Source organism: Faecalibacterium sp. I4-3-84 (assembly GCF_023347255.1).
GTDB lineage: Bacteria > Bacillota > Clostridia > Oscillospirales > Ruminococcaceae > Faecalibacterium > Faecalibacterium taiwanense.
The window spans coordinates 2,211,985-2,233,574 of record NZ_CP094466.1; the positions used below are offsets into that span (position 1 = coordinate 2,211,985).

The 21,590-nt window shown below is 53.2% G+C and carries 18 protein-coding genes and 1 pseudogene; 10 read left to right on the forward strand and 9 right to left on the reverse strand.

Translation table 11 applies throughout. The features are described 5' to 3' along the window. Window positions 1–103: 103 nt before the first annotated feature. From MTP41_RS10780 to MTP41_RS10795, 4 genes are all read right to left on the reverse strand, one after another. The gene (locus tag MTP41_RS10780; protein WP_249235505.1) at window positions 104–970 is read right to left on the reverse strand and encodes a carbohydrate ABC transporter permease; all 867 of its coding nucleotides are present in this window, start codon (window positions 968–970) and stop codon (window positions 104–106) included. Window positions 971–972: 2 nt separating this feature from the next. Beyond that, window positions 973–1,944 (reverse strand): carbohydrate ABC transporter permease, encoded by a 972-nt coding sequence (locus MTP41_RS10785; RefSeq protein ID WP_097774019.1) that lies wholly within the window; start codon window positions 1,942–1,944, stop codon window positions 973–975. 103 nt (window positions 1,945–2,047) lie between these two features. Continuing rightward, complete coding sequence (locus tag MTP41_RS10790; protein ID WP_120020977.1) at window positions 2,048–3,487, reverse strand: twin-arginine translocation signal domain-containing protein; 1,440 nt, start codon at window positions 3,485–3,487, stop codon at window positions 2,048–2,050. A gap of 85 nt (window positions 3,488–3,572) precedes the next feature. Beyond that, the gene (locus MTP41_RS10795; protein WP_249235506.1) at window positions 3,573–4,580 is read right to left on the reverse strand and encodes a LacI family DNA-binding transcriptional regulator; all 1,008 of its coding nucleotides are present in this window, start codon (window positions 4,578–4,580) and stop codon (window positions 3,573–3,575) included. A 314-nt stretch (window positions 4,581–4,894) separates the two neighbouring features. Between MTP41_RS10795 and MTP41_RS10800 the strand changes: the two genes are divergently transcribed. After that, window positions 4,895–5,083 (forward strand): hypothetical protein, encoded by a 189-nt coding sequence (locus MTP41_RS10800; protein ID WP_005942300.1) that lies wholly within the window; start codon window positions 4,895–4,897, stop codon window positions 5,081–5,083. A gap of 16 nt (window positions 5,084–5,099) precedes the next feature. After that, window positions 5,100–7,535 carry a GH36-type glycosyl hydrolase domain-containing protein gene (locus tag MTP41_RS10805; RefSeq protein WP_097776693.1) on the forward strand — a complete coding sequence of 812 codons (2,436 nt, stop codon included), beginning with the start codon at window positions 5,100–5,102 and terminating at the stop codon, window positions 7,533–7,535. A gap of 3 nt (window positions 7,536–7,538) precedes the next feature. Here the strand turns inward: MTP41_RS10805 and MTP41_RS10810 are convergent, their stop codons facing one another. Then, complete coding sequence (locus tag MTP41_RS10810) at window positions 7,539–7,775, reverse strand: hypothetical protein (RefSeq protein ID WP_249235507.1); 237 nt, start codon at window positions 7,773–7,775, stop codon at window positions 7,539–7,541. A gap of 335 nt (window positions 7,776–8,110) precedes the next feature. Between MTP41_RS10810 and MTP41_RS10815 the strand changes: the two are divergent. The 3 genes and pseudogenes from MTP41_RS10815 to MTP41_RS10825 form a co-directional block, all read left to right on the forward strand. Continuing rightward, a pseudogene (locus tag MTP41_RS10815) lies at window positions 8,111–8,470 on the forward strand (MATE family efflux transporter); the annotation flags it as partial. Beyond that, a complete protein-coding gene (locus MTP41_RS10820) occupies window positions 8,463–8,693 on the forward strand; it encodes a PadR family transcriptional regulator (RefSeq protein ID WP_207653487.1) in 231 nt (76 codons plus the stop codon). The pseudogene MTP41_RS10815 and the gene MTP41_RS10820, both read left to right, overlap by 8 nt. Further along, window positions 8,690–9,277, forward strand: coding sequence for a DUF2812 domain-containing protein (locus MTP41_RS10825; RefSeq protein ID WP_118529304.1), 588 nt, complete (start codon window positions 8,690–8,692; stop codon window positions 9,275–9,277). The genes MTP41_RS10820 and MTP41_RS10825 overlap by 4 nt, the downstream gene beginning before the upstream one ends. 389 nt (window positions 9,278–9,666) lie before the next feature. On the opposite strand, the gene MTP41_RS10830 is transcribed toward MTP41_RS10825, so the two are convergent. The 3 genes from MTP41_RS10830 to MTP41_RS10840 form a co-directional block, all read right to left on the reverse strand. After that, on the reverse strand, window positions 9,667–11,226 hold the full coding sequence (locus tag MTP41_RS10830) for a recombinase family protein (RefSeq protein WP_249235508.1): 1,560 nt from the start codon (window positions 11,224–11,226) through the stop codon (window positions 9,667–9,669). Between the two features lie 158 nt (window positions 11,227–11,384). After that, window positions 11,385–12,503, reverse strand: coding sequence for a 5-methyltetrahydropteroyltriglutamate--homocysteine S-methyltransferase (locus MTP41_RS10835; RefSeq protein WP_112092016.1), 1,119 nt, complete (start codon window positions 12,501–12,503; stop codon window positions 11,385–11,387). A 117-nt stretch (window positions 12,504–12,620) separates the two neighbouring features. Further along, window positions 12,621–13,526 (reverse strand): LysR family transcriptional regulator, encoded by a 906-nt coding sequence (locus tag MTP41_RS10840; RefSeq protein ID WP_112092015.1) that lies wholly within the window; start codon window positions 13,524–13,526, stop codon window positions 12,621–12,623. Between the two features lie 199 nt (window positions 13,527–13,725). Here MTP41_RS10840 and MTP41_RS10845 point away from each other — a divergent pair, with 199 nt between their 5' ends. Then, window positions 13,726–15,060 (forward strand): threonine/serine ThrE exporter family protein, encoded by a 1,335-nt coding sequence (locus tag MTP41_RS10845; RefSeq protein ID WP_118553936.1) that lies wholly within the window; start codon window positions 13,726–13,728, stop codon window positions 15,058–15,060. Between the two features lie 119 nt (window positions 15,061–15,179). Here the strand turns inward: MTP41_RS10845 and MTP41_RS10850 are convergent, their stop codons facing one another. Continuing rightward, a complete protein-coding gene (locus tag MTP41_RS10850; RefSeq protein ID WP_118553935.1) occupies window positions 15,180–15,932 on the reverse strand; it encodes a DUF4866 domain-containing protein in 753 nt (250 codons plus the stop codon). 203 nt (window positions 15,933–16,135) lie between these two features. Between MTP41_RS10850 and MTP41_RS10855 the strand changes: the two genes are divergently transcribed. The 4 genes from MTP41_RS10855 (at window position 16,136) to MTP41_RS10870 (ending at window position 21,319) form a co-directional block, all read left to right on the forward strand. Further along, window positions 16,136–17,359, forward strand: coding sequence for an argininosuccinate synthase (locus MTP41_RS10855; protein WP_249235509.1), 1,224 nt, complete (start codon window positions 16,136–16,138; stop codon window positions 17,357–17,359). Between the two features lie 1,070 nt (window positions 17,360–18,429). After that, the gene (locus MTP41_RS10860; protein ID WP_249235510.1) at window positions 18,430–18,864 is read left to right on the forward strand and encodes a plasmid mobilization protein; all 435 of its coding nucleotides are present in this window, start codon (window positions 18,430–18,432) and stop codon (window positions 18,862–18,864) included. Next, the gene (locus tag MTP41_RS10865; protein ID WP_249235511.1) at window positions 18,836–20,371 is read left to right on the forward strand and encodes a relaxase/mobilization nuclease domain-containing protein; all 1,536 of its coding nucleotides are present in this window, start codon (window positions 18,836–18,838) and stop codon (window positions 20,369–20,371) included. The genes MTP41_RS10860 and MTP41_RS10865 overlap by 29 nt, the downstream gene beginning before the upstream one ends. 12 nt (window positions 20,372–20,383) lie before the next feature. Then, window positions 20,384–21,319 carry a hypothetical protein gene (locus MTP41_RS10870; RefSeq protein WP_249235512.1) on the forward strand — a complete coding sequence of 312 codons (936 nt, stop codon included), beginning with the start codon at window positions 20,384–20,386 and terminating at the stop codon, window positions 21,317–21,319. Window positions 21,320–21,590 lie beyond the last annotated feature (271 nt).

Genomic DNA, 21,590 nt, shown 5'->3' on the forward strand with positions numbered 1-21,590 from the left:
TTTTTTCTCCTGATCTCTTCCAAAAATTCCTTATATCCTAAACACAGCAAAAGGGTCCCGGAATTTTCTCCGGGACCCTTTTGTCGTTTGCGGCAAAATGCCGTCAGCCTTTCACGCCGCCCAAAGCAACACCGCGGACGATGAACTTGGAAAGCAGCAGGTACACGATGATGACGGGCAGAATGGCGATAGCCACCATCATGTAAACCTTGCCCATATCAAACTTGAGGAAGTCTGCACTGCGCAGCTGTGCAATCAGGATGGGCAGGGTCTTTTTGTCGGCGCTGTCCAGCACCAGAGCGGGAATGAAGTAGTTGTTCCAGCTGGCCACGAAGGAGAAAATGGCCTGCACTGCCAGAGCGGGCTTCATAATGGGCAGCACGATCTTGTTGAAGGTGTAGAACTCGCCTGCACCGTCGATGCGGGCAGCCTCTACAATCTCCATGGGAAGGGAAGCGTCCAGATACTGCTTCATGAAGAAGAACACGGTGGGCGCTGCAATGCTGGGCAGGATCAGCGGGATAAAGCTGTTCTTCAGGCCCATCTTGGTGATGAGCTGTAAAAAGCCCAGAGCGGACACCTGCGTGGGCATGGTCATGATCAGCAGGATAATGGCGAACGCGGCCTTTTTGAATTTGAAGTTATAGGCGTAGATGCCGTAGGCCGTCAGGGCCGAAAAGTACACGCTGAACGCCGCCGAGCAAGCGGAGACGATCAGGCTGTTGCGGATGCCGGTGATGACAGGGATGTTAGCATCGGCCAGCACGTTCTGGAAGTTGGTAATGAGCGATTTGCCCGGCAGCAGCGAGAAGCCTTTCTGAATCTCGAAGTGGGTGCGGGTAGAGTTGATCACCAGCACATAGAAGAAGAACAGGCACAAAAAGCTGATGAACACCAGCACCAGATAACACCATGCGCGGCGTGCAGCCAGTGTTGCTTTTTCCGATTGATTTCTAGGAGTGTGTGCCATAATCATTTCCCTCCTTTTGCTGCCTTTTTGGCGGCGTTCAGTTCTTTGCGCTGGGCGCGGGTCAGGCCGTCATCCTCCTTGGTAAGGGAGAAGTAGACCACAACGCACAGCACTGCGCACACGAGGAACAGCACCACGGATACAGCACCGGCCATGCCGTAGTTCTTGCTGAACAGGTGGTTGTTCAGGTACATGATCATGGTGGTGGAGGTGCGGTCCGGGCCGCCCTTGCCGTTGGTCAAAATCTGCGGCACATCGAACATCTGCAGGCCGCCGATCATGGAGGTGATCATGACGTAAACAAGGATGGGACGGATCAGCGGAATGGTGATCTTCCAGAACATCTGGTTCGGGGTGCAGCCGTCCAGTTCAGCCGCTTCGTACAGGGTGGGATCCACGCCCATGATGGCCGCCATCAGCATGATGGTGGTGTTGCCGAACCACATCAGGAAGTTCATCAGGCCGATCAGCCCGCGGTTGCCCCACACGGTGTTCAAAAAGCTGATGGGTGCATCGATCCAGCCCATGCTCTGCAGCACGGCGTTCACCGGGCCGTTGTCCGAGAACAGCGCGAAGAACAGCATTGCAAAGGCGGAGGCCATGATCAGGTTGGGCATGTAGATGACCGTTTTGAAGAAGGTCTGGCCCTTCAGCTTCAGGCGCAGATCGGTGAACCATGCTGCCAGCAACAGGGAAATGGCGATCTGCGGGATAAAGCCGATGATCCACAGGATCAGCGTGTTGCCAAAGTACTTGGGCAGATCGGTTGCGAACAGGGTAATGTAGTTTTTCAGGCCTACAAAGTTCGGGCCAATGATCTTCAGGCCGCTGCGGTAATATTCAAAAAAGCTGTAGTAAATGGTGGATGCCAGAGGGATCAGCTGGAATACCGCGAAGATGATGAAGAACGGCGCAATGAAGATGTAGCCCCATTTCGCGTAGCTGATCGACCCTTTCTTTTTCTTTTCTCCCATAAGGATCGCCTCCTGATAAATTTGCGGAAAGAACAGGGGCGGGCGGGAACAGCGTCCGGCCCGCCCCTGCGTATTCACTTTTCCGTTTTAGGGTCGGCTGCTATTATGCGGGCCACACCACGTCGGTCAGCTCAGGATACTTCTCCTTGATAGAGGTCTCGAAGTTTGCCTTTGCGGTATCTTCGTCCACGTTGCCGGTAAAGTAATCCTTGAACGCATTCTGGAAGCTCTCATTCAGGCCCTGATCGTACGGACCGGCGTTGGACATATCGATCTTGGTTGCAGCCTCTGCAAACAGAGCGATGTGGTTCTGGCCGCCCAGGAAAGCGGAGCTGTAATCGCTGTTTGCGATCTCGTTCATAGCCTTCTCGTTGTTGGTGTAGTCCTGCGTATCCATGGTGATCTGCTTCATGATGGCTTCATCGCAGGTCAGCTTCTGCATAACATCCTTAATGGTCTCGATGTTGTCGCTGCCGGCTGCGCCGCAGATCCAGGTGCCGCCCCAGTAGTAGGGCTGAGGGCCTTCGCACACAGCGTAGTCGCCGTAGATACCGTTGCCAACTTCTTCCTTGCCGCCCTCAGCGACAGGAGTCTCCAGCGAGTTGCCCAGCAGGGTGAAGTTGATGCCCCAAGTGGAGTAGAAGAAGCCGAACACCTTACCGGTGGGACCCTGATCGGCTGCCCACTGGCTGTCCCACAGGCTGGACTTGTTGTTATAGCCCTTATCGGTGTACTCCTTGGTCTGATCGACCCACTTCATAATGTTCTCATCAACGGTAACGGTAGTGCCGGTGACCCACGGAGCTGCCACGTTGTTGGAGAAGGTGCGGTATGCATCATCAAAGCCGGACAGCATCTTGTAGCCCTTGGCGGCTGCCTGTGTAGCTACATCATTGAACTTATCCCAGTCGGACAGGTAGGTCTGCACTTCGGCGGGATCATCGGTGCCCAGAACATCCTTGGCAATGCTGCGGCGGTATGCAAACAGACCGGGAGTTGCCTGCCAGGTGGTGCCGCGCTGGCTGCCGTCCACAGTAACGATGTCCTTGGTGTACTGGTACTGGCCAGCCAGATCGTCATCGGTCAGACCGATGTCTGCCTTGACATCCAGAACGTAATCGGAATCCACATACTTCAGAGCATAGTCAGCCTCGATCAGGAAGATGTCGATCTTGTCGTCATCAGCAGCGCTGTCCTGACTCAGCAGGGCTTCGTCCAGCTTGTTCTGATAGTTGTTGTTCTCGTTGGCATTGATGGTCCACTTCACAACGGTGCCATCCTTCAGGGTGGTGGTGGACTTGTCGGCTGCGATCTCGGAAACTTCCGGATAGTAGTCGTTGAAGCGGCTCTGGAACTCATCGTTCCAGCACCAGATGTTCAGCACCTTGCCGCCTGCTGCGGGAGCAGCGGAAGCAGCAGAGGAAGCCGGAGCAGAAGAAGCGGTGCTGGTGGAAGCGGAAGAACCGCCGCAGGCAGCCAGAGCTGCACCAATGGTCACGGCACCGGAAGCGAGCAGGAAATTACGGCGAGAGATCTTTTTCATAAGGGTAAACCTCCTTCATGGTTTTCCATTATTTGCAAAAGTTTTCTTCATAAAAGGTTCCGTAGCAAGAGCCTTTGGAGACATATTAAAGAATGCTGACCGACCCGCCGTCCAGCAATTTGCCGGAAACGCGGATCTGTTCGGGCAGGGTCACTCTTGGATGCTCGATCAGCTCAATGAGCTTGTCGGCAGCCGTGCGGCCCAGCGCGGCGGTGTTCTGCTGGTAAGTCACCAGCTGAGGCTTGACCACCCGCGAGAGGTAGATGCCGTCGTAGCCCATCACCGAAACATCCTCCGGGATCGAAAGCCTTTTTTCGCTGATGGCGTTGTAGCCGCCCAGCGCGGAGAAATCGTCCGGGAAGATGATGCAGGTGGGCGGCTGCGGAAGCTCCAGCAGCGCTTTGGTCTCGGCGGCACAGCGGTCAACATCATGGTAGATGCCCTCCCGCACATAAGCTTCCGGGATCTTCAGGCCAAGCTCTTCGCAGGCTTGATAGAAACCTGCAACGCGGTTCTCGGTAACGGCGGTCTTTTCGCCGTGGATAAAGGCGATGCGGCGGTGGCCGCAGGCCCATGCCTGCCGCACCAGTGCCTTCAGGCCGAAAACGTTATCCGAGAGGATCGCCATGCGGTTATTGAACACATGATCGATCGTGACCACCGGCACCTCGCTGTTCACCAGCTCCACCACCTGCGGCTCGTAGAAGTTCACGCAGGCGATCACCACACCGTCCACATTGCGGTAGCGGCAGTGCTCAAGGTAGCTCATGCTCTTGCCGCTGATATTGTGGTTGATAAAGGTGATGTCGTAACCGTGTTTCTCGGCTTCCACCTTGAAGCTGTCCAGCACGGCGGAAAAGTATTCGTGGGTCAGGCCGCTCTGCCGTTCATCCACGAACAGAACGCCCAGATTGTAAGTACGGTTTGTTTTCAAGGAACGGGCGGCGGCGTTTGGCATGTAGCCCATACGGTGCGCTGCGGCCCGCACCCGTTCTCGTGTGGCAGGCGAGATATCCGGCTGGTCGTTCAGTGCCTTGCTGACCGTTGCCACCGATACGCCGCATTCCTTTGCCAGATCTTTCAGGGACGGCATCGCTCGTTTGCCTCCTTCCGAAGAACGTTTTACGGGGGATGCTCTCCATCAAGCCCTTAATCGTTTTCGCAATTTCATAATAGCGTATTTTGTACGAAAAATCAAGCTCAAAAGAATAACTTTCATTGCTTTTGACTCAATTTTGGCGTTTTGTTCGTTTCTGAAGAACCGAAATTGTGCACCTTGAATGGATTTCGTTACATTTCGGTTAAAATCAAAAGATTTTCGTTGCGGTTTCGTTATGATTTTCGCCGTATATAATATTACCTATAAATTGTGTTTCAACGTTTTCGCTTACAGGAAGCACAAAAAGCGTGATTGAAATGAATTTTCTGAAAATCATGGAAACATGCGTATTTATGAAAGATACTTTCAGAAATTTTTTAGAAAATCCTCTTGCTTTTTTGGCCTGCTTGGGCTATGCTAGAAGCAAAGAGAATGCTTTGATCGTCTGTCTTAATCGTTTTCGCAAAAGCGATGCCGCCGGGGCTACCGGCAGCTGATAAGGAGGAAGCATTTATGAAATTCGGCCATTTTGATGACGCACGCAAAGAATATGTCATCACCACCCCGCGCACGCCTCTGCCCTGGATCAACTACCTTGGCAGCGAGGATTTCTTCAGTCTTGTCTCAAATACGGCGGGCGGCTACAGCTTTTACCGCGATGCGCGGATGCGCCGCCTGACCCGCTACCGCTATAACAGTTCCCCGCTGGATATGGACGGCCACCACATTTACATCAAGGATGGCGATACCGTCTGGAACCCCGGCTGGCAGCCCACCAAGACAGAGCTGGACAGCTACGCCTGCCGCCACGGTCTGGGCTATACCATTCTGGAGGGTGAGAAGAACGGTGTTTCCGCTGCGCAGGAGCTGTTCGTGCCCACCGGCGATGCCTGTGAGCTGGACCGCCTGACTTTGAAAAATAAGACGAATGCCACAAAAGAGCTGGATGTGTTCAGCTATGTGGAGTTCTGCCTGTGGGATGCCATTGACGACAGCTCCAACTTCCAGCGCAACTTCTCCACCGGCGAGGTGGAGGTGGAGCCGGCCATCATCTACCATAAGACGGAATACCGTGAGCGCCGCAATCACTATGCGGTATTCTGGAGCAATACGCCCGTTACCAGCTTTGATACCACCCGCGATGCCTTCTGCGGTGTGTATGGCGGCCCTGCAGACCCGCAGGCCGTCCGCGCCGGGCACTGCTCCGGCAGCATTGCCCACGGCTGGGCACCGGTGGGCGCGCTGCACATCCATGTCACCCTTGCACCGGGTGAGGAAAAGAAGATCCTCTTCGGTCTGGGCTACATCGAGAACCCACAGGAAGAAAAGTTCACGGCTCCCGGTGTCATCAACAAGGAGCGTGCTCATGCCATGATCGCACGCTATGCCACCGATGCACAGGTGGACGCGGCCCGCAAGGCGCTGGCCGACCACTGGGAAGCTCTGCTCTCCACCTACCATCTGGAATCCGGCGAGGAAAAGCTGAACCGTATGGTGAACATCTGGCACCAGTATCAGTGTATGGTCACCTTCAATATGAGCCGCTCGGCCAGCTACTTTGAAAGCGGGACCGGCCGCGGCATGGGCTTCCGCGACAGCTGTCAGGATCTGCTGGGCTTTGTACACATCATTCCGTCCCGCGCACGGGAGCGCATTCTGGATATCGCCGCCACCCAGTTTGAGGATGGCAGCGCCTACCACCAGTACCAGCCCCTGACCAAGAAAGGCAACCGCGATATCGGCACCGGCTTCAACGATGACCCGCTGTGGCTCATTGCCGGCACTGCCGCCTATCTGCGCGAGACTGGCGACTGGTCTATTCTGGACGAGCAGGTGCCCTTTGATAATGATGCCAGCAAGGCACAGAGCCTGATGGAGCATCTGCGCCGCAGCTTCAACTTTACCGTCACCCACCTTGGCCCCCACGGCCTGCCGCTCATTGGCCGCGCCGACTGGAACGACTGCCTGAACCTGAACTGTTTCTCGGAGCACCCGGGCGAGAGCTTCCAGATCACCGGTCCCAGCGAAGGCCCTGTGGCCGAAAGCGTGTTCATTGCGGGCATGTTCGTCAAGTACGGCCACGAGTACGCCGAACTGTGCGACCACCTGAACCTTGCCGATGAAGCCGCTGCGGCCCGCAAGGCCGTGGACGGCGTGGAACAGGCGGCCCTGACCTCTGGCTGGGACGGCGCATGGTTCCGCCGCGCCTACGATGCTTTTGGCAAGCCTGTTGGCAGCAAGGAGTGCACCGAGGGCCAGATCTTCATTGAGCCGCAGGGCATGTGCGTCATGGCTGGCATTGGCAAGGAGACCGGTCAGGCCGCGCAGGCATTGAAGAGCGTAGAGGAACGGCTGGATACCAAGTACGGTGTGGTTCTGCACCAACCTGCATACACCAGTTATCAGCTCAATCTGGGCGAAATTTCCAGCTATCCTCCGGGATACAAGGAGAACGCCGGTATCTTCTGCCACAACAATCCGTGGATCAGCTGTGCCGAAGCCGTTCTGGGGCATGGCGACCGGGCCTTTGAGGTGTACCGCAAGACATGCCCGGCCTACATCGAGGATATTTCCGAGATCCACCGCACCGAACCCTATGTTTACAGCCAGATGGTGGCCGGTAAGGATGCCCCCACCTTTGGCGAAGCAAAGAACAGCTGGCTGACCGGCACTGCCGCATGGACCTTCTTCAATGTGAGCCAGTATATCCTTGGCATCCAGCCCACGTTGGACGGCCTGAAGGTAGACCCCTGTATCCCACACACGCTGGGCGGCTTCACCGTTACCCGCCGCTACCGGGGCGCAACCTATCACATTGCAGTGGATAATACCGCTGCAGTCCAGTACGGTGTGAAGAGCGTCGCTGTGGATGGCAAGCCCATTGAGGGCAGCCTGCTGCCGCTGGCACCAGAAGGCGCTGTGGTAGAGGTGCAGGTGACCATGGGATAACCTTTACTGCATTTTCATAATTTTTCCTTTGTGCTGTTCTGAAAGAACAGCGGCCTCCGCATTACGATCCTGCTTGGCATCATATTTGCCTTGCAGGACTTCATCTGCAAGCTGCCGACCAATCTCGTGGGCCTGCTCCGGCGTGGTTTCGCCCGGATGTCGGTGGTGTCGATAGGATATCGCCGCAAGAAGAAGTCTCTTCATTCCAATGAACAGGATCGTCCCCGTCTCATTCTTCACAAAAAGAGCCCTTGCATTTATTGGTAAAAATCACCTTGCCTCTTTCCCTTGTATGGAAAGGCTGCAAAAACAGACTTTCCAGCGTAATTTTACTCTTTACTTTATTGTACCACGGTAGGTTGGCGGGCTTCAAAGGGCATCTTCCACAAAGTTTGCCTCGTGCAATCTGCGCAGAATGCCCAGTGTAATTCTTGTGCAAAACTGCCTTTGCAAATTCCCGGCAGGCGGGCTATAATAATTTCGTACAACGAGTAGCACTCATGCGTAAAACCGGTTGCATGAGGGCTGCTCGTTGTTTTTTTTTTGCCCCAAAATGGAAAGGTAAGGTGAATCCCATGGAAAGTTCCAATCAATTCCTTGGCACGGAGCGCATCGGCAAGCTGATGCAAAAGTATGCGATCCCGTGCATTATTTCGCTGCTGGTGGGTGCGCTGTACAACATCGTGGACCAGATCTTTATTGCAAACGCCTGCTATCTGGGCTCCTACGGCAACGCCGCCAACACCGTTGTGTTCCCCCTGACGGTGGTGGCTCTGGCCATCGCCGTGATGATTGGTGACGGTTGCTGCGCCCTCGTCAGCATCAGCCTCGGGCAGAACGAAGTCCCCAAGGCAAAGCGGAGCGTCGGCAACGCGGTAGTGATGTGTCTGGTCAGCAGCATTGTGTTGGCGGCGCTCTATCTGATTTTTGAGGATTGAAGAAAAAACAAACGGACGGCTTTCCCTAGGCGCAGGCACTTTATATGGAGCATTAAACTCTTTGCAGGACAAGAAGTGGATTGAACCTTATGGCGATAGTGAGGGAAGAAAAAAAGAATACCACATTACAGCACAGGGAAAAGAAATTGCAGAAAAAGAGCTTGCAAGACTAAACGAACTTGTAAGCATTGCAAGTGAAATTATTGGAGGTGCAGTATGAGTAAAAAATGTTATCGCTTCTTTGGTGGATTGCTAAATGCACAGGCAAAATGGTTAAACAAAATGTCCGAAAAAGGCTATCGACTTGTCCGGACAGGGAGGGTGCTCTATGAATTTGAAGAATGCAGTCCTGATGAAGTGACCTATTGTGTAGAGTTTATCGGAGAAAAATCAAAAGAGAATGCAACGGACTACGCTGATTTTTTGGAGGATATGGGCTACAAGGTATTTTTCAAGAATATCAATCTAAACTATTCTGTCGGAAAAGTTCGATTGCGTCCATGGGCGGAAATGGGCGGTTGTATTGCAACAAACGCAACAACTTTTAACAGGGAACTATTGATTGTAGAAAAATCAAACGACGGAAAGCCTTTTGAACTTCATACTTCTTATGCCGATAAAGAAAAATACTACCGCAATTTGCGTAATCCATGGCTATTCCTGCTGCTCCTATTTGCACTGTTTGCCATTATCAAGCATTCTATTGTCTTGGGTATTTTTTCATTGGTTTCTGCAATTCCCAGCATTTTATACCAGCTCCAAATTATAAATGTCCGACAAAAAGCCAAAACGTGGGAACAATAAATAATAATCAAGAGGGTGACAACAAAAGCTGTCGCCCTCTTGATTATTATTTATAGAAATACCAAAAAGATTGCTCCGCAGCCTTTGAGGAGCAGCACCGTGCAGAGCTGACAGTATACCGAGCGGCAGCAGCCTATTTCAAGGCAAACGACATCACCAAGCTGCCCAGCCCGAAGAAATCGGAAACCGAGTATGCGCAGCTGGCATCCGAAAAGGCGAAATTCTACGAGCAGTATCCGCGGTTGCAGCTAAAGGGAAACTGCTGTGTAAAACAAAAAAGACAGTGGGCAGTCTGCCTCCCGGTAGACATTCCTACAGGTTGGGAACCGCGCACTAACAAAAGCCCCACTGGGGCTTTTGTTGCCCCGCCTGCGGTGGGGCCGTGCTGTTCAAGTCCTCTTATCCGCTGTTGCAGCTAAAGGGAAACTACTGTATAAAACAAAAAAGACAGCTATCAAAAGCTGTCTTCCTTGTGGTGCAGTAAAGCAATCCAAATCCGAACCATTTCCCTCGGTTGCAACTTCTGTCGCTTCTCCAAAGGTGACGGTCTGTGTTCCTTCTTTATAGTTGAAGGTTATCAAAACCTTATCATCATACAGGTAAATCGCATTGATGAAGGTGTCCACCAGTGCCTGCCGCTGGTCTTTCAGGCTCATGTCCAGCTTGCGGAACCGCAGCAACCAAAAACGAATGAACTCCTCCGTGACTTTCGGCTTCGCCAGCTTTTCTTCTGCAATGCGGGCTTCAAGCTCACGCTTGGTTTCCTCCAGCTGCTCCAACCGTTCCTTGGTGGAGCTGGTCAGGATACCGGCCTGAATCGCATTGAGCATATTCTGGATACCCGATTCCGCATCCCGAAGCTGCTTCTCATAGAGGGGAATGTTGGTGTTTTCCTTATTTTGCAGTTCCATCACCTTGGCAATGATGGATTCCATGGCGGCATCGTCCTTGACAAGCTGCATGGTCTGGTTGACCACCAGATCTTCCAGCCACTGTTTACGGACGGTCTTTTTTTTGCAGCCTTTATGCTTCTTGGCAGTGGCACATTTATAATAACGGTGGACTTCACCAGTCCGGCTCGTGCCGCTTTCGCCAAACATCAACGCCCCACAGTAGCCGCAGAACAGCTTGGTGGTGAGCAGGTAGTCATCCTCTGCCTTTCTACGGGCAGGGGCTTTCTTGTTTTTGGCGATCTTCTCCTGCACATCCTCAAACAGTTCCAGCGGAATAATGGGCGGGATGGCATCCGGTACGACCACATCCCGGAATTTCAGTTCTCCAATGTACCGCCGGTTCTTGAGCATATGTTCGACACTATTATAAGTAAATGCACCGCCCACCGGGTTCTTGATGCCGTTTTCGTTCAGCCAATCACGGATCTCCTTCATGGTGGAGCCTTCATTGTACTTCTTGAACGATTCCAGTACAAAAGGAGAGATGAGAGGGTCAATGTGAAACTTCCGCTCGGAATCCAGCGTATACCCAAAGGTTCCACGGCCACCGTTGCAGCGGCCTTTCAGGATGTTCTCAGTCTGTCCACGCACGACCTTCTCGGCAAGGTCTGCCGAATAATACTCGGCATAGCCTTCAAGGACGGATTCCAGAATGATGCCCTCCGGGCCTTCGGAGATGATCTCGGTGGCAGACATGAGCTTGACACCGTTTTTCTTCAACTGGGTCTTGTACCGGGCGCTGTCATAGCGGTTCCGGGCAAAACGATCCAGCTTCCAGACCAGAACGATATCAAACAGCTTCTTGTCGCTGTCCTTGATCATCTGCTGGAACTCCGGGCGGTTATCCGTCTTGGCAGAGATCGCACGGTCAATGTAATGCTTGACGATGGTGATGCCGTTCTTTTCGGCATAGGCGGTGCATTCACGAATCTGACCTTCGATGGATTCTTCACGCTGATTGTCGCTGGAATAACGGGCGTAGATCACGGCGGTCATGGCGGACACCTCCTATTTATACATCATTGAACGGTGGAGCGTTCTTTCAAAGCAATGTTTCGTATAATCTATATATCATATTTTGCGGAAGATTGCAAGATGAATTTATATTAAAAACCGGCAGTTCTCTGTTTTCTAAGAACTGCCGGTCATACTTCTTATTTACCCCAGACGGTCTCGGCGATTTCCTTGACCAGTTTGAGCTTGTTCCACTGTTCCAGCTCGGTCAGCTTATTGCCGATCTCACAGGATGCAAAGCCGCACTGCGGGCTGAGGCAGAGACGGTCGAGAGGAATGTACTTCTCTGCCTCATGAATGCGGGCGATGACGGTATCCTTATTTTCCAGTCGGGGAGATTTGGTGGTGACAAGACCCAGCACCACTTTTTTGCCATCGGCCACATACTTCAGCGGCTCAAAGCTGCCGGAACGCGCATCGTCAAATTCCAGATAGAACGCATCCACATTTTCCTGTGCCAGCAGGAAGGGAGCAACGGTGAAGTAATCGCCCTCGCTGGCCCAAGTGGAATGATAGTTGCCACGGCAGACATGAGTGGTGATCGTCAGACCCTCCGGGCGGTTTTCCAGTGCCAAATTGTTCAGACGCAGGTACTCTGCGGCTACATCCTCCACTTTGGTATTGCTCTCCTTGAGGAAGTTCTGGTAATTCGGGTCTCCGATCATGCCCCATGTGCAGTCGTCAAACTGGATATTGCGGCAGCCAGCGGCATACAACTCCTGAATGACGGTGCGGTAGGCGACAGCAATATCCTGAATCAGCTGTTCGTGGTCAGGGTAAACAGTATCCGTGTTTTTACCGTTGTCCTCGCGGTACAGTTCGGCCAGCAGCTGCGCCGGGGCAGGCATAGTTTGGCGGGCGATGCAATTCTCATCCTCAAACTGCTTAACAAATTTGTAGTGCTCTACAAAAGGGTGGTTCTCACCGCTGATCTTACCACTCACTTTAATGGAACCGTGGGTAGTCTCCTCACCGTGGAAGAAGTAGCCGTGATCCAGTTCCACTTCCTCAATGCCGTGGAAGCCCCACATGAAGTCCAGATGCCAGTAGCTGCGGCGGAACTCGCCATCGGTGATGGCGTGATAACCAGCACGCTTCTGCTTCTCGATGAGGCGGGTGATTTCCTCATTTTCCACCGCGGTCAGCGCAGCATGGTCGATCTCGCCAGCCTTGAACTGGGCACGTGCCTCTTTCAAGTGCTGGGGGCGCAGGAAGCTGCCCACAAAGTCATAACGGAACGGTGATTTCAACTCTGCCATATCGTAAAACCCTCTCTATACGTCAATTTTCAGTACTCGTTGCTTGATGGCAACAGTATACCGCAGGAGTTGATTTGTGTAAAATACGAAATGCAGACGGTTTGACATAGCTTGAAGCTATACTTGCTCCGTATACTTTTTCAGAATCTCAATATACTGTTTTCCGAATCGTCCGGGCTGCACCTGTTTGTGGGTCAGATAGCCGATTTGCATGGAATCATCTACCAACAGCGGCACGGCACGGATGTTCGGACCGTTGAGTGTTTCGCTGATGACGCCGCTGCAAATGGTATAACCATCCAGACCGATCAGCAGATTGAACAGTGTTGCGCGGTCACGCACCAGAATGTCCTTTTTGCTGTCCAGAGTGCTCAAAATCTCCTCCGAAAAATAGAACGCATTGTGCTCCCCCTGCTCATAGGAAAGGCGTGGGTAGGGCTTCAAATCGTCCAGTGTCAAAGCCTTTTTCTGCGCCAACGGGCTAGATGCACTGACGAACACATGGGGCTTTGCGGTGAAGAGCGGCGTGAAAGTCAAATCGTGTTCCCGGATGACCTTGCGCAGAACGGTTTCATTGTCGTTGTTCAAATAGAGTACGCCCACCTCACTGCGCAGCTTTGCAACATCCTCAATGATCTCATAGGTCTGCGTCTCCCGAATGCGGAAATCATATTCCTCTCCGCCGTATTCTTTCAGCAACTCCACAAAGGCTTCCACGGCAAAGGAATAGTGTTGGGCCGACACGCAGAACTGATGCTTGACCGGAGCTGAGCCGAGATATTTTTCCTCGATGAGTTCCATCTGGGCCAGCACCTGCCGGGCATATCCCAGAAACTCCTCTCCCTCCGGGGTCAGAGCCACACCCCGATTGGTGCGGTGAAAAATAGTCAGTCCAACTTCCTGTTCCAACTCCCGGATGGCATTGGTCAGGCTGGGCTGTGCGATGAAAAACTGCTGTGCCGCCCGGCTGATGGTGCCGGTGTCGGCTACAGCGGTAGCGTAACGAAGCTGCTGTAAGGTCATAGCGGATTCCTCCCGATGGCTTTTTTATCATCCTATCGCAGAACGGACAAAAACGCAATGTCTTTTCTTGTTTGCAATACCAACCGAATATTGTCGGCATATTCAAGATACGTTTTACCCATCCTGCAATTTCCCTTATAATAGCACCGCAGTCTTAAAGGACTGCAACATTCCCATATCAAAAAGGAGGCTTTCCGGTATGGGACAGCGGCAAAGCGAGATCATCAAAAATCACATGGAAGTCTACTGGCACGATTATGCGTCCGCCAGTAAGGGCAACCCCATTACCGAGGCGGGACTTGTGGAAAAAGCCTCCGTCATTGGCCGCACCGGGCTGATGCTGCTGGAATGCGGCACCGGCGCATGGCGCGTCCGAAGCTCCATGAACACCCTTTCGCGGGAGCTGGGTGTCACAACGACAGCAGATATCGGCCTGTTGTCCATTGAGTTCACCTGCTTTGATGGCGACCAGTGTTATACCCAGTCGCTCTGTCTGACAAACACGGGCGTGAACACCTCCCGCTTGAACCGGCTGGAGCATTTCGTCAGCGACTTCGACCGGGAGGGCAAATTTATGACCGGCGAAGAACTGCACAGCCACCTCGACGAGATCGAGCGTATCCACGGCTTGTATTCGCCGGTTGCGCTGGGCTTTGCAGCCGCACTGGCCTGCGGCTGCTTCACCTTTCTGCTGGGCGGCGGCATCGTTGAGATGCTATGTGCCTTCTGTGGCGCGGGCATCGGCAACTTTGTACGGTGCAAGTTGACAAAGCACCACTTCACTCTGTTTCTGGGCATCACAGCTTCGGTCTGTTCGGCGAGCCTCGTGTATGCCGTCCTGCTGAAGCTGGCCGAGGTGCTGTTTGCCGTATCGGCGCAGCACGAGGCGGGATATATCTGCTCCATGCTCTTCATCATTCCGGGCTTTCCGTTCATCACCAGCGGCATCGACCTTGCCAAGCTGGATATGCGCTCCGGGCTGGAGCGTCTGGCTTACGCCGTCCTTATCATTCTGGTGGCGACCATGACGGCATGGATCATGGCACTGCTGCTGCATTTGCAGCCGGTGCAGTTCCCGGCTTTGAGCCTGACGCTCCCGGAAGAGATCCTGTTCCGGCTGCTGACGAGCTTTGGCGGTGTGTTCGGCTTTTCGCTGATGTTCAACAGCCCCCGGAATCTGGCAGTCTGCGCCGCGCTCATCGGTGCGGTGACGAACACGTTCCGGCTGGAGCTGGTAAGCCTTGCAGGGTTCCCGCCTGCCGTAGCGGCGTTTCTGGGCGCATTGCTGGCCGGCCTGCTGGCATCCTGCCTGAAGAGCGCCGCAGGTTATCCCCGCATCTCTGTCACGGTTCCGTCCATTGTTATCATGGTGCCGGGGCTGTATTTCTACCGCGCCATCTATAATCTGGGCATCCTGTCCCTGACGGATTCTGCCACATGGTTTGCAAACGCCATCCTCATCATCGTGGCGCTGCCGCTGGGTCTGATCTTTGCCCGCATCATCACCGATAAGACATTCCGTTATTGCACCTGAGGTGCAATGCCTTCCATTCTCCCCTCTATAATGCAAAACGCAGCGAGCCGTCAGAAGGTTCGCTGCGTTTTGTTTTGCTGTGTGATGCACTTATAAAGGGAGTTCGTTTGTAGGAGAGCTTACTCCCCGTAAACGATCTTGGTAGCCGTTTCTACATGGCGTTCCAGCCGGTCAGCAAAGTGCTCCAGCGGCAGAAAAACGCCCAGTTCATCGTAGCGGGTGCCGCCGTCCTTCAGCGTGTCCTGTCCATAGTAGACCACGGAACGGGGCAGTGCGTGCTGCAGCTTCATCTGGATGTCCCAGACGGTGGAATAGGCTTCGGCTTCGGTCACCTTCTGCTTTACGGTGTCCGGCAGTTCGTAAATCAGCAGCAGCCCCAGATGCTGGTTATAGTGGTACTCCACCACATCCATAGAGCCTTCGTCGTAGCCGTGATACTTGCAGTAGCCGCTGGCAAGGTACATTTTCACCTTTTCCTGCTTCTGGAACACCCGGACAAACCGATCATATAGCTTTTTATTGACTGCAAACTTATTGTCCGGCAAAAGAACGCCGGCATCATCCGTCAGAATCACCGGGTTCGGCTGGCCGTCCGCATTGAACTTAAAGGGGATCAATGCCGCATTCCGCAGCAGATCAAACATACTGTGCTGACAGAGCGCCATCAGAAATGCAGACAGATCCTTGTTCTCGTAGGCATCGAATAATGCCGCAGCAAACTGTTGTGCACTCAGCGTCGGCGCATCCAGTACGTCTGCCATGTCCAGCGAATCGTTGAAGGTATCCATCAGACGGCGGCAGGCTTCCGGATTTTTCAGGATCTCCCCGAACAGTGCCTCTGCTTTTTCTTCTCTTGGAAATATCGTAGCCATCAAAAAGACCCTCTTTCTGTTTATTTCCAACTGTTATTATAGGTTCAGAAAGTCCTGCTGTGAAATACTGCTTTTATATCGCCGCTATATGCAGAATACTTTTTACACATTTTCTAAGTGCCTGTATAATGACACTGCAATCTTGAAATTGCACGAGGGAAATAGAAAAGTATATAAAGTTGGTTTGAACGGAGGCAGTTCCTATGTCTGAGGTCAAAAAGGTCGTGCTGGCATATTCCGGCGGTCTGGATACGTCCATCATCATCCCGTGGCTGAAAGAGCACTATAACAACTGCGAAGTCATTGCCGTGTGCGGCAATGTGGGACAGAAGGGTGAGCTGGACGGTTTGGAGGAGCGTGCGAAGGCAAGTGGCGCATCCAAGCTGTACATCGAAGACCTGACCGACGAGTTCGTGGAGGACTACGTCATCCCTACCATGCAGGCCGGAGCCGATTATGAGGGCTATCTGCTGGGCACCAGCTTTGCCCGCCCGATTTTGGCAAAGCGCGTCGTGGAGATTGCCCGTGCCGAGGGTGCGGATGCGGTCTGCCACGGCAGCACCGGTAAGGGCAACGATCAGGTGCGCTTTGAGCTGGCCATCATGCACTTTGCACCCGACCTGAAGATCATCACCCCGTGGCGTGAGTGGGATATCCAGAGCCGCGATGAAGAGATCGACTACGCCGAGGCTCATCACATCCCGCTGAAGATCAGCCGCGAGACGAACTACTCCAAGGACAAGAACCTGTGGCATCTGAGCCATGAGGGCCTTGACCTCGAAGATCCGGGCAACGAGCCGCAGTACGACAAACCCGGCTTCCTTGAGCTGGGCGTCAGCCCCAAGACTGCCCCGGACAAGTCCGAGTTTGTGGAGCTGGAATTTGAACAGGGCGTGCCGGTGGCTCTGAACGGCGAGAAGCTGAAGCCCGCCGCCATCATTGCAAAGCTCAACGAGATTGGCGGACGCAACGGCATCGGCCTGTACGACATGGTGGAGAACCGTCTGGTGGGCATGAAGAGCCGCGGCGTCTACGAGACCCCCGGCGGCACCATTCTGTACAAGGCGCATGAAGTGCTGGAGACCCTGACATTGGACAAGCTGACTGCCCACAAGAAGCGCGAGCTGGCCATCACCTTTGGCGAGCTGGTTTACGACGGCCAGTGGTTCAGCCCTCTGCGCAAGGCTCTGAGTGCTTTCGTCACCTCCACGCAGGAGTACGTCACCGGCAAAGTCCGTCTGGAACTGTATAAGGGCAACCTCATCAATGCAGGAGTCTGGTCGCCCTACTCCCTCTACCGGGAAGACATCGCCACCTTTGCCGCAGGCGGTGACTACAAGCAGAGCGATGCCACCGGTTTCATCAGCATCTACGGTCTGCCCACCAAGGTGCAGGCCATTGTAAACAGCGAAAAAGAAGGTAAATGAAGTAGTTTAGGCTGATTGCCGTATCCATAGAGCCTCCCCAAAAGAAGAAAACCGCCCCGCAACACACCCGATTCATTTTGCCGCCGATTCACCCGACAAAATCATCGCTGCGCTGCGTGGGCGGTTTTCTGTTTTGAAAAAGGCACAGTCATATAGTGCTCAATGATGTTTTTGCACAAAAATCGTTGTCGCCTTGCTATCATCAGATTTGCCTGTGCCCATCCCTTGAACAGGAATACAGACCAATACCCAGTCAATTTTTCCTATACTCGCAAGATGCGTCATACTTTTCCCGCTTTACCGCAATAAATTTTCAAAATCCTCTTGACGTATTCAACATACCGTGGTATTTTCCTTGTAAATTCCACTGATTTTGTGGATTGGTCCAAACCCATCCACAAGATGTGGTTGTGTTCATTTTGAACACTGCCTCACCGTGGATTATCCCTGAAAGATCTACCGCCCCGCAACACATCCGATTCATTTTGCCGCCGATTCACCCGACAAAATCCATCGCTATGCTGCATGGGCGGTATTTTTCTTTTATGGGAAACGCACCTTGAAAATTTCATGAGCCGACCGGACGTGATACAGACTTTCCGTCAACGCCGCTGCACAAACAGGGGCAGGAACTTCGTTCGGAGCGAACGGTGATTCCCATCCATGAGCAGCACAACCTCTACTTATTTTTTTGCGTCTTAACAATTCGGAAACAATTACCCGGAAACGATTTTGAGCGCAGCGGTAGAGGGCAAGAACCGTCCCGTGGCCACAAATTTTCAATTCTTGAAAATGTTGTGCTCCATCGGGACTTCACTTCTTCAATGCACCTGCATTTCCGAAGTGATCTTGTTGGGGTAGCGCTTGTCGGGGCAACGCCCCTCCATCTGCTGTCGCAGACCGCGCTGCCGCTTAAAAGCCCCACTGGGGCTTTCATTGCTGCGCTGCGCTTCGCAAACGCGGTCCCACCCCAAACCCTGCTCATGGTTCGCACCTGACGGTGCGAACAGCAACGGCGTGTCGTGCTTACATAACTTCACCGAGGAGTTATCGAACAGACAGGAGGTACAATGACCAAAACGAATGTTCAACCGACCCCTAGCAATTCCAAGCACCACGACACGCCGAACAACAAAACGCACGTCATCAAGTTCCGTGTGACAGCGGAGGAAAAAGCGTCACTGGAACTCACTTGCAAACTCCTGAATCTCTCCCTCTCCACTTTTATCCGCCGTGCCATCCACAACGTCAAGATCGAGAAAGCGGTCATCGTTGCAGGTGGCGGAGAAGAAACCCTGACCGCTGTTTCCACCCTGCTTGCCCAGTGCAGCAAGGTGGGCACCAACCTCAACCAGCTTGCAAGGCACTTCAATTCCGGCGGTGCAGACACCGCGCAGATCCGGGCGAAAATCCTTGACGAACTTGCAGACCTGACTGCATTCCGGCTCCACGCCGAGAAAGTTCTGGGTGAACTGTATGGCAACGCTCAAGCATATCGCCTCTAAGAACTCGGCCTACACCGCCATCGAAGCGTACCTCGTTTACCAGCACGATGCGTTCACCGGGAAGCAACTTTTGGACGAACATGGCAGACCCATGCTGCGAGAATCGTACATTCTGGACACCCTTGAGTGTGGCGATTTCTCGTTTGCAACTGCCTGTCTGCTGGCAAACCGCAAGTACGGCAAGAACACCCAGCATGGTGATATCAAAAGCCACCAGTATATCATCAGCTTTGACCCAAGAGATGCAGCCGACAACGGGCTGACCATGGAAAAGGCACAGGCACTTGGCCTGAAATTCTGCGAAGAAAACTTCCCCGGTCATCCTGCCATCGTCTGCACCCACCCGGATGGGCACAACCATTCGGGGAACATCCATGTCCACATCGTGATCGGCAGCATCCGAATGCGCGAGGTGGAACGCAAGCCCTATATGCAGAAGCCCCGTGACTGGCTAGAGGGCATGAAGCACTCCAGCACTGCCCAGACCATGCGGCACTTGCGTGTCGAGGTCATGGAGTTGTGCGAAGGTGCTGGACTGTACCAGATCGACCTGCTCAACGGCTCGAAAGAGCGCGTGAGCGAAGCCGAGTATTGGGTGCGCAGACGCGGCCAGTTGAAACTTGACCGTGAGAACGCAGCCCTCACCGCAACTGGACAGCAGCCCCGGCAGAAGAAGTTTGAAACTGTGAAGGATACTTTACGGAGACAGATTTCGTCTGTATTGTACCGTGCCACGAGCTTTGAAGAATTTTCTGACAGGCTCATGCAGAAGTATGGTATTGCCGTCAAGGAAAGCCGTGGGTGTCTGAGCTATCTGCCCGCTGGCAGAACGAAGTTCATCCGCGCGAAACATCTCGGGGACAAGTTCGATAAGACGGCAGTGCTTGCCACATTGCAGGCAAACGCCGAACGCAAACCCAAGGTACAGTCCAAGCAGGATACCATCGGGAAACTGATCGACATCCAGTCGAGGATGACCGAGGGCAAAGGCATTGGCTATAAGCGTTGGCTCACGAAACACAATCTCAAAGTTATGGCACAGACCGTGAAGCTTCTGCAGGAAAAGGGCTTGACCGACGAGGACGCTCTGAACCAGCGCATCACCGAACTGGAAACCAAGTATCACGACTCGCTGGCGGTGGTGAAAGACCTCGAAGGTCGCATGAAAACCAACAATGAGCTGCGCTATCACATCGCAGCCTACACCAGCACCAAGAATGTCGCACAGCAGCTAAAGACCGCCAAGCGACCCGCAGCCTTTGAGGAGCAGCACCGTGCAGAGCTGACAGCGTACCGGGCGGCAGCAGCCTATTTCAAGGCAAACAGCATCACAAAGCTGCCCAGCCCGAAAAAGCTGGAAGCCGAGTATGCGCAGCTGGCATCCGAAAAGGCAAAGTTCTACGAGCAGTACAAGGAAGCCAAGGAAGAACTGCTCAAACTGAAAACCGCAAAGCAGAATGTTGCGTCCTACTTCCGGGAGGAAGAACCGGCGCAGCAGGAGAGATAAAGGAGTGTGCGTATGATCAATCTGAAAATTGACCCGGAGTTCCAGTCCCAGATTCCCCCTCTGACCGATGATGAATTCAAGCAGCTTGAAGAAAACATCCTCAAAGAGGGCAAGCTGATCTCTCCTTTGATCGTTTGGAACAACACCCTTGTTGACGGTCACAATCGTTATGAAATCGTTCAGGAGCATCCCGAAATCTCTTTCTCTACCATGCCGCTCCCGTTTGAAAGCAGAGAAGAAGTCCTCGCATGGATCTGCAAGAATCAGTTAGGGCGGCGTAATCTGACCCCGGAGCAGAAGAAGTTCCTTATGGGTAAGCAGTATTCCTCTGAAAAGCGCACCGAAGCATTTCGCGGCAATCAGCATACTGCAAAGAAATCTGGCAGTGTTCAATCTGAACACAACCAGAAGCCAATGAAAACCTGTGAGCGCATTGCGCAGGAAAATCACAGCAGCGCAAGTTCAGTCCGCCGTGCAGAATACTATGCCCACGGCGTTGACGTTGCGGATGAACTGTCTCCCGGTTTCCGTGATCGGTTCTTCCGCGAGGAACTGCACATTCCCGATTATCTTCTCGAAAATCTCGGCAAGGCCAAGCCCGAAGAACAGGCTGAAATTTTTGAGGAAATCAAGAATTATGTGCCGAAGCCGAAGAAAGTCAAGCCTAACAAAGTAACGGTGAAGCAGGCAGAGAAAGCCGCCAGCAACACCATTGATGAAAGCTATGATGTTCCCCAAAAGTTTCTCGAACTGTACTACCGGCTCCACAATGCTGAATCTCTCATGCGAAAGAGTTGGGAAGTTACGTTCGACTTGAACCCGAAACTTCTTACGCATCCGGAACAGGTCAAAGTTCTCCGCTTTGCCTTGAAACCTCATCTTGAATTTTTGAAAACGCTGGACGAAGTTCTTGCAGAATCCAGCGGTGAATCCTCTAAAACGGCATAACGACAGGCACTTGTAAGCCATCAACGAGCCACCAGCCGCAAGTGCAGGGTGGAAAGCATCCGCGCCCTTGCGCCTGATAAAAATTGGAACTTTGATTTTCTCGCCCAGCTTTGCCACGGTGGGACGATCAAAGGAGCGTGCGTTTGAACAAAAAGAAAAAGTCCACAAACACTTCCCCCTACCCCGATGAAGCCATCGACCGTCTGGCACGGGCATTCTACCCGGCCATCCTTGCCTGCTGGAACAGCGAGGAAGGGCAAAGAGAATTTGC

Bases quoted from the DNA above. Each gene is read 5' to 3' on its own strand.
- MTP41_RS10780 (WP_249235505.1), bottom strand. From the start codon at position 970: ATGGCACACACTCCTAGAAATCAATCGGAAAAAGCAACACTGGCTGCA.
- MTP41_RS10785 (WP_097774019.1), bottom strand. From the start codon at position 1,944: ATGGGAGAAAAGAAAAAGAAAGGGTCGATCAGCTACGCGAAATGGGGC.
- MTP41_RS10790 (WP_120020977.1), bottom strand. From the start codon at position 3,487: ATGAAAAAGATCTCTCGCCGTAATTTCCTGCTCGCTTCCGGTGCCGTG.
- MTP41_RS10795 (WP_249235506.1), bottom strand. From the start codon at position 4,580: ATGCCGTCCCTGAAAGATCTGGCAAAGGAATGCGGCGTATCGGTGGCA.
- MTP41_RS10805 (WP_097776693.1), top strand. From the start codon at position 5,100: ATGAAATTCGGCCATTTTGATGACGCACGCAAAGAATATGTCATCACC.
- MTP41_RS10825 (WP_118529304.1), top strand. From the start codon at position 8,690: ATGAGTAAAAAATGTTATCGCTTCTTTGGTGGATTGCTAAATGCACAG.
- MTP41_RS10830 (WP_249235508.1), bottom strand. From the start codon at position 11,226: ATGACCGCCGTGATCTACGCCCGTTATTCCAGCGACAATCAGCGTGAA.
- MTP41_RS10835 (WP_112092016.1), bottom strand. From the start codon at position 12,503: ATGGCAGAGTTGAAATCACCGTTCCGTTATGACTTTGTGGGCAGCTTC.
- MTP41_RS10840 (WP_112092015.1), bottom strand. From the start codon at position 13,526: ATGACCTTACAGCAGCTTCGTTACGCTACCGCTGTAGCCGACACCGGC.
- MTP41_RS10845 (WP_118553936.1), top strand. From the start codon at position 13,726: ATGGGACAGCGGCAAAGCGAGATCATCAAAAATCACATGGAAGTCTAC.
- MTP41_RS10850 (WP_118553935.1), bottom strand. From the start codon at position 15,932: ATGGCTACGATATTTCCAAGAGAAGAAAAAGCAGAGGCACTGTTCGGG.
- MTP41_RS10855 (WP_249235509.1), top strand. From the start codon at position 16,136: ATGTCTGAGGTCAAAAAGGTCGTGCTGGCATATTCCGGCGGTCTGGAT.
- MTP41_RS10860 (WP_249235510.1), top strand. From the start codon at position 18,430: ATGACCAAAACGAATGTTCAACCGACCCCTAGCAATTCCAAGCACCAC.
- MTP41_RS10865 (WP_249235511.1), top strand. From the start codon at position 18,836: ATGGCAACGCTCAAGCATATCGCCTCTAAGAACTCGGCCTACACCGCC.
- MTP41_RS10870 (WP_249235512.1), top strand. From the start codon at position 20,384: ATGATCAATCTGAAAATTGACCCGGAGTTCCAGTCCCAGATTCCCCCT.